The 6,188-nt window shown below is 72.4% G+C and carries 7 protein-coding genes and 1 pseudogene; 1 reads left to right on the plus strand and 7 read right to left on the minus strand.

The features are described from left to right. The first annotated feature begins 105 nt into the window (after positions 1 to 105). Complete coding sequence (locus AC0HS0_RS09040) at positions 106 to 765, plus strand: TrmH family RNA methyltransferase (protein ID WP_472963335.1); 660 nt, start codon at positions 106 to 108, stop codon at positions 763 to 765. Positions 766 to 782: 17 nt separating this feature from the next. Here AC0HS0_RS09040 and AC0HS0_RS09045 read toward each other — a convergent pair whose 3' ends face one another. From AC0HS0_RS09045 to AC0HS0_RS09075, 7 genes and pseudogenes are all read right to left on the minus strand, one after another. Further along, positions 783 to 1,202, minus strand: coding sequence for a DUF3052 family protein (locus AC0HS0_RS09045; RefSeq protein ID WP_472963336.1), 420 nt, complete (start codon positions 1,200 to 1,202; stop codon positions 783 to 785). Then, positions 1,199 to 2,059 (minus strand): metallophosphoesterase family protein, encoded by an 861-nt coding sequence (locus AC0HS0_RS09050; protein ID WP_472963339.1) that lies wholly within the window; start codon positions 2,057 to 2,059, stop codon positions 1,199 to 1,201. The genes AC0HS0_RS09045 and AC0HS0_RS09050 overlap by 4 nt, the downstream gene beginning before the upstream one ends. Before the next feature lie 58 nt (positions 2,060 to 2,117). Then, positions 2,118 to 2,282 carry a hypothetical protein gene (locus tag AC0HS0_RS09055; RefSeq protein WP_472963341.1) on the minus strand — a complete coding sequence of 55 codons (165 nt, stop codon included), beginning with the start codon at positions 2,280 to 2,282 and terminating at the stop codon, positions 2,118 to 2,120. 73 nt (positions 2,283 to 2,355) lie between these two features. Then, positions 2,356 to 4,209: a YhgE/Pip family protein gene (locus AC0HS0_RS09060; RefSeq protein ID WP_472963343.1), complete on the minus strand. Its 1,854-nt coding sequence runs from the start codon at positions 4,207 to 4,209 to the stop codon at positions 2,356 to 2,358. Continuing rightward, a complete protein-coding gene (locus tag AC0HS0_RS09065) occupies positions 4,206 to 4,931 on the minus strand; it encodes a hypothetical protein (protein ID WP_472963345.1) in 726 nt (241 codons plus the stop codon). The genes AC0HS0_RS09060 and AC0HS0_RS09065 overlap by 4 nt, the downstream gene beginning before the upstream one ends. Next, positions 4,928 to 5,590 (minus strand): TetR/AcrR family transcriptional regulator, encoded by a 663-nt coding sequence (locus tag AC0HS0_RS09070; protein ID WP_472963346.1) that lies wholly within the window; start codon positions 5,588 to 5,590, stop codon positions 4,928 to 4,930. The genes AC0HS0_RS09065 and AC0HS0_RS09070 overlap by 4 nt, the downstream gene beginning before the upstream one ends. Before the next feature lie 138 nt (positions 5,591 to 5,728). Beyond that, positions 5,729 to 6,188, minus strand: a pseudogene (locus tag AC0HS0_RS09075) (hypothetical protein); the annotation flags it as partial.

The raw sequence follows: 6,188 nt of genomic DNA on the forward strand, positions 1-6,188 counted from the left end.
CGGCGGGTTGCAGCAGGGTTTCCAGCGCCTGTCGGGATCCCCCGAATGCGTTCTGGCAAGCGTCGCCGAGAACCGGCGGTGCACACACGCAGCTACGCTGGATCGGTGACGCCAGACAACCCGGAGCCGGCCCCGCGTGACCTCCCGCCGTCGGCCGAGCTGACCACGCACGGCGTCGGCCCGTGGCCCGGCGATTGGCCGGACGACGACCGGTACGACCCCGAGCTGCTGCGCCACGGCGACACGCGCAACGTGATCGACCGCTACCGCTACTGGCGCATGGAGGCCGTGGTGACCGACCTCGACGAGCATCGGCACCCGTTCCACGTGGCGATCGAGAACTGGCAGCACGACATGAACATCGGCTCGATCGTGCGCAGCGCGAACGCGTTCGCCGCCGACACCGTGCACATCATCGGCCGTCGCCGGTGGAACAAGCGCGGCGCGATGGTGACCGACCGCTATCAGCACGTGCTGCACCACGACGACGTGGAGGCGTTCGTGGCCTGGGCGCGGGAGGCCGGCCTCCCGATCGTCGCGGTGGACAACGTGCCGGGGTCGGTGCTGATCGAGACGTATGCCCTGCCGCGGGAGTGCGTGCTGCTGTTCGGTCAAGAGGGCCCCGGTCTCTCGCAGGCCGCTCTGGAGGCCGCCGACGTCGTCGTCGAGATCTCGCAGTTCGGCTCCACCCGCTCTATCAACGCCTCGGCGGCGGCCGCCGTCGCCATGCACGCCTGGATCCTCCAGCACGTCCCCTTCACGTGAGCGGCCGGCTGTCGAGGTCAGCGGTTCTCGCGGCGGATGACGAGTTTGAGGGCCGACCAGTCGGGGGAGATCGCGGCGACTTTGACGTCGACGAGACCGCGGGCGAGCGCGGTGTCGCGGATCACGTTCTCGTCGAGGTCGCTGACGTGGCCGGCCGCCTTTCGCGGCCACGCGGCCCAGATCATCCCGGCCGGGCGGATGCGCTGCGCCAGGGAATCGAGCTCGTCGAGGTATTCGGTGGCCTCCCGGTAGAACGCCACGATGAGGCCGGCCGGCTCGGTCGAGCCCGGCGGCAGCCACTCGATGTCGGCCGGGCCGTCCTCCGCGGGCACCGACCAGCCGGGATCCGCGCGGAGCACCTGCGCGCGCATCCCCGGCTTGAGGCCGAGCTTCTTCCAGAGCGGCGTGCCGGAGTAGCCTGCCGTGCCGCCGCTCATGCGTCGGCCGCCCGTGCGTCGGCCGCCCAGCCCGAGTCGGCCGCGATGCGGGCGATCGCGTCGGCGTCGAGGTCGTAGACCGTCCCGCCATCGTCGGCGGCGGGCGCGCGGATCACATGCGCCCGCACCGGCCCGTCGATCGGCAGTCGGATCATCGCGAACCCGGAGCCGCGCTCCGCGCGCTCGCGCGGCGGCGGCCACAGCACGTCGGTCGTGTTCGCGACCGCCGGCGCCACGACGACCGGGATGCCGCGCGGACCGGCCTCCGTCACCAGCGAGTGATGGTAGTGCCCGGCGAGGATCAGCCGCACATCGGAGGCCGAGCAGACGTCGAGCAGCGGCTGCGGGTCCACGAGGCGCAGGGTGTCGAAGAGCCCCGTCGTGGGCGGCACCGGCGGGTGGTGGAGGACGATGACCGTTCCGTTCGCACTCGGCGTGCTCAGAGCCTCGCGCAGGCGTTCGAGACGAGCTCCGTCGACCCTCCCGTAGCCGGCGCGCGCGACGGTCGTGTCGACCGTCACGACCCGGAAGCCGCTCACTTCGAGCTCGGTCTCCCGCGCCCCGAGCACCTCCTCGAACGCTTCGGGGAGGTCGTGGTTGCCCATCGCGTAGGCGACCCCGGCTCCGCGCTCCGCAGCCCACGGCTCCAGCCGCTCCCGCAGCAGGCGGTAGGAGGCCGCACTGCCGTCGTCGGAGAGGTCGCCGGAGGCCACGACCAGGTCGACGGCCTCCAGCTCGCCGGCGCGCGCGAGCACACGGTCGAGCGCCGCCAGCGTGTCGACCAGGCCGTAGTGCAGCCGGCCGTCGCCGTACAGGTGGGTGTCGCTCAGGTGCAGGATGCGCAGGGGATCGGTCACGCCGCCACCCTAGCGCCGGGCGCCGACCCTCACCCGGCGCACGGCCGAGCGCCGCGCCTCACTCGGCGTCGACCGCCTGGATGAGCGCCTCGACCGCCGTGAGGAGGTTGTGCAGCGCCTGCCTCTCGAGCGAGTCCTCCGCAAGCTTCTGGATGTCGTAGCTCGCGGCGTTCGCCGCCTGCCGTGCCTGCGAGATCGCCGCCTGGGCTTCGAGATCGGCCATGGTCGCCCTCCTCGGGTCGGGTGCTGTCGTGCGACACCCTAGCCATCGGCGGGCGGCGCGGGTAGGCCCGCGCTCAGCCGATCAGCGACGGGCGCAGGTCGCGCAAGGTGCGGAAGTGCGTCATCCGCGTGACGCCGATCGCCGAGACGAGCAGTGCGATCAGCATCCACAGCGCGAGCACGCCCGCGTCCGCCCACGCTGTGGCCGGGTTCCCGCCGTACATGAGCTGCCGTATTCCGTCGACGGCATACGACATCGGCAGCACGTGGTGCAGTGCGGCCAAGGGTCCGGGCAGCGTCTGCCACGGGAACGTCCCGCCGGCCGTGACCAGCTGGAGCACCATCAGCACGAGTCCGAGGAACTGCCCGACGCTGCCGAGCCACACGTTCAGCGCGAGGATGATCGACGCGAACGTGAGGGAGGCGAGCGCCATCATCCCGAACATGCCGAGCGGGTTGTGGATGGCGAAGCCGAGCGCCCCGGCCACGATCGCGAACAGCCCGACCATCTGCACGGCCCCGAGGAGGCCGGGCGTGAGCCAACCAGCGAGCGTGATCTTCACCGGGGAGTGGAGGGCGGTGATCGCGCGCCGGGACACCGGCTTGACGATGAGGAACAGCGCATAGATGCCGATCCAGCCCGCCAGCGCCACGAAGAACGGCGCGAGGCCCGCGCCGTACGTGCCCGCGGAGGTGATGGAGTCGTTGTGCAGGTTCACCGGATCGGCGATGGTCGACGCCTGCTTCTTCTGCAGCGACGGCGAGTTGTCAGGGATCTGAGACACCCCGTCGACGAGCCCGTCGCGCAGTTGCGTCGTGCCGTCGTGGAGGGTCGTCAGGCCGTCGCGCAGCTGCGCCGAGCCGGTGGCCGCGGAGGCCGCCCCGCTCGCCAGCTGCGAGGCGCCGGCCTGCGCCTGCGACGACCCGCTCGCGACCTGAGAGGCGCCGGAGGCGACCTGGTCGGCGCCGGACGCCAGCTGATTCACCTGGCCGACGGCCGACTGGATCTGGGCGTTGCCGGACTGCACCTTGCCATCGATGTCGCCGAGCGCGGCCTGCACCTGCTCGATGACCGCGGGGTCGACGTGCGCCGCCTGGAGCCGGGCGACGAGGTCCTGACCGACCGCCGGAGCGTCCGCGGCCAGCTGCGCGGCGACCTGGCCGGCCTGCGTGGCCTTGGCGGCGAGCTGGTCGTTGCCGGCCGCGACGCGGGAAGCGCCGTCGCTGACCTGGGCGGCGCCCGCGGACAGCTCGCCGAGATTGTCGGCGAGGGTCTGCGAGCCGGTGGCGAGCTGGGCGGTGCCGTCGGCCAGCTGGGAGGCGCCGCTCTGCGCGGTCGCGCTGCCGTCGACGAGCCGGTCGGCGCCGTCCACGGCCGTGACGAGGTTGGAGCGGATGTCGGCGAGACCGAGCAGGAAGCGCTGGGCGGCCTCCTCGTTGACCTGCTTCACGATCGAGGTGCGGATCTTCTCGGCCGCTTGGGTGCCGATCGTGGAGGCCAGGTAGCTGTTGGTGTCGTTGGTCGTCAGCGTGACGATCGCACGGCGCGGGCTGTCGCCGGAGGCCGAGGCGAGCGCCGACGAGAAGTCGGAGGGGAACGTGATGCTGAAGTCGTACTTCGAGTCGTCCACGCCGCTGGCGGCCGAGCCGGACGCGACGCGGTGCCACTGGAACGAGCCGTCCTCGATCAGCTGGTCGGCGACCTGGTCGCCGTAGTTGACGGCCTTGCCGTCGATGGTCGTGCCGGTGTCGTCGACGACGATCGCCGCGGGGATGCGGTCGAGGTTGGCGTACGGGTTCTGGTTGGCCCAGAGGTAGAGGCCGCCGTAGAGCACGGGCACGCACATCAGCGCGATGAGCGCGACGATGGACATCGGGCTGGCTGTCAGGCGGCGGAACTCCGCCGCGATCATCTGGGGGATCTTCATGCGTTCTCCACCGGGTCGGTGACGATCAGGTCGCCGGACTCTGACGCATACCGCTCGTCGGTGTCGTCCCGTCCCGGGTCTTCGTCGAATGTCTGGGGGCCGGTCTGCGTCTCGTCGAGGCGTGAGACCAGGGAGGCTGCGGCGATCGCCGCAGCGGAGGCGTCGCCGGCGACCACGAGCACGGCGATGCCGCGGGCAGCGAGCTCGCGGGCGAACTCCCACCACTCGACGGGGTCGCCGCCGTGCCGGTCGGGCGAGACGATCACGAGCCCTTCGACGCCTGTGCGCATGAGCGCGAGCTCGGCGAGCAGGCGGATGCGCACCGTCGGCGGCACCGTGCCGATCGCGTAGCGGCCGTACTCGGAGACGCCGAGCTCGCTCAGGCGGCGGCCGACGGCGATCGGGTGGGAGGCCCGGCCGGCGAACATGAGCTCTTCCGCCACGATCCCGGCGACCGTCACGTCGGGCGCCGGCTCGCACACGTCGGGTGCGTCGATCAGGGCGATGCGCCTGCGCATGCCGGCGAAGTCGCGCCTGCCGTCTATGGTCACCTCGCCGGAGTCGGGACGCATGCGTCCGGAGGCGATCAGGCCGAGCACCGTCGGCCGCTGCTCGGTCTCGGCGCGCACGAGTGCCGCCTGCCCGGTCTGGAACGTCGCGGACGTCGCGGGCAGCGCTGCGAAGCGCGGTCCCTTGGCGACCGCGTCGAGTGCGATCTTCACTTCAGAGCCTCCTGCGGCTGCTGCGGTTGCACGGCCTCGAACGCCAGCTCAGGGGTGTCGTCGAGGAGGGCGTCGGCCTCCCGCCAGCCCATGCCGGCGGCCGAAAGGGCGGCGAGGACGACCAGCCGGTGACCCGCCCGATCGGAGAGCCCGGCCCGCGTGGCCTCGTCGAGCACGGACACGGCCGCGTTCTCGATGAGCCGGGTGACGGTCTCGCGGTCGAGGTCGGTGCGGATCGTGCCGTCGTCCATCCCTCGTTGCACGGTGCCGCGGAGGCGGTCACGGGCCGGGTCGAGTGCGGTGCCGACGAGTTCGCGGTGCGGGCCGCGGACGGCGAGCGCCGCGCTCACGCGGATGTGCTCGACCTCCGCCCACAGGGTCGCGCCGAACAGGGCGATCTCGACGCGCGCGTCGGGGTGCGACACCGGGTCGAGAAGCGCGGAGAGGCGTGCGGCGCCTCGCGTGAAGACGTCGATCAGGAGGTCGTCGCGGTTGGCGAAGTGGCCGTAGAGCGCGCGGCGGCTGAGCCCGGCCCGGGCGGCGATGGTCTCGAGGGAGGCGTCGATGTCTTCGTTGAGTGCCGCTGCGGCGGCGACGAGGATGGCCTCCCGGTTCGCGGTCGCGTCGCGTCGCGGAGCGCGCGGAGGGGTGGTGGGCATGCGTCGATCCTACGCTTCTTGCACACACGTGTGCAACTTAAGCCGACCTCCCGTCGCCGAAGGGCACGTCGTTGTCACTTTGGGACGTCGAAAGTGACAACAACGTGCCCCTCGAGGGGACCAATGCGCGTGCGTGCGCTACGCGGCGGCGGCGCTGCGCGCGACGCGCGGCAGCCGGACGCTGCGCCGGGCCGCCACGGCCGCGAGCGTCAGCGCGAGGGCCGCGACACCGTAGACCAGCAGCGGGCCGACCGCGCCGAACGCGGCGCCGACGTCACCGCTCGCAGCGGACCGCAGCATCGCGAGGGCGGGCGCCGTGGGCAGTGCGCCGGCGAGCGACGACAGCGCCGCCGGCACGGTGGAGGACATCCCCGCCGTGAGGGCGACGATGCCGACGACGAGGGCGATCAGCCGCCCGACCCCGCCGAAAGCCGCGGCGAGCGCCTGGTTGAGCACGCAGAAGACCGCGCCGACGAACGCGGCGGCGAGTGCGAACCCGAGCCAGACGTCCGGGCGGAGTCCGAGGCCGAACTGTGCGGCCCCGGCGACGACGACGCCCTGACCTGCGCCGATCAGCGCCATCCAGCCGGCCGCGCGG

The sequence above is a fragment of the Leifsonia sp. PARNA 1/14 genome, from assembly GCF_055720965.1.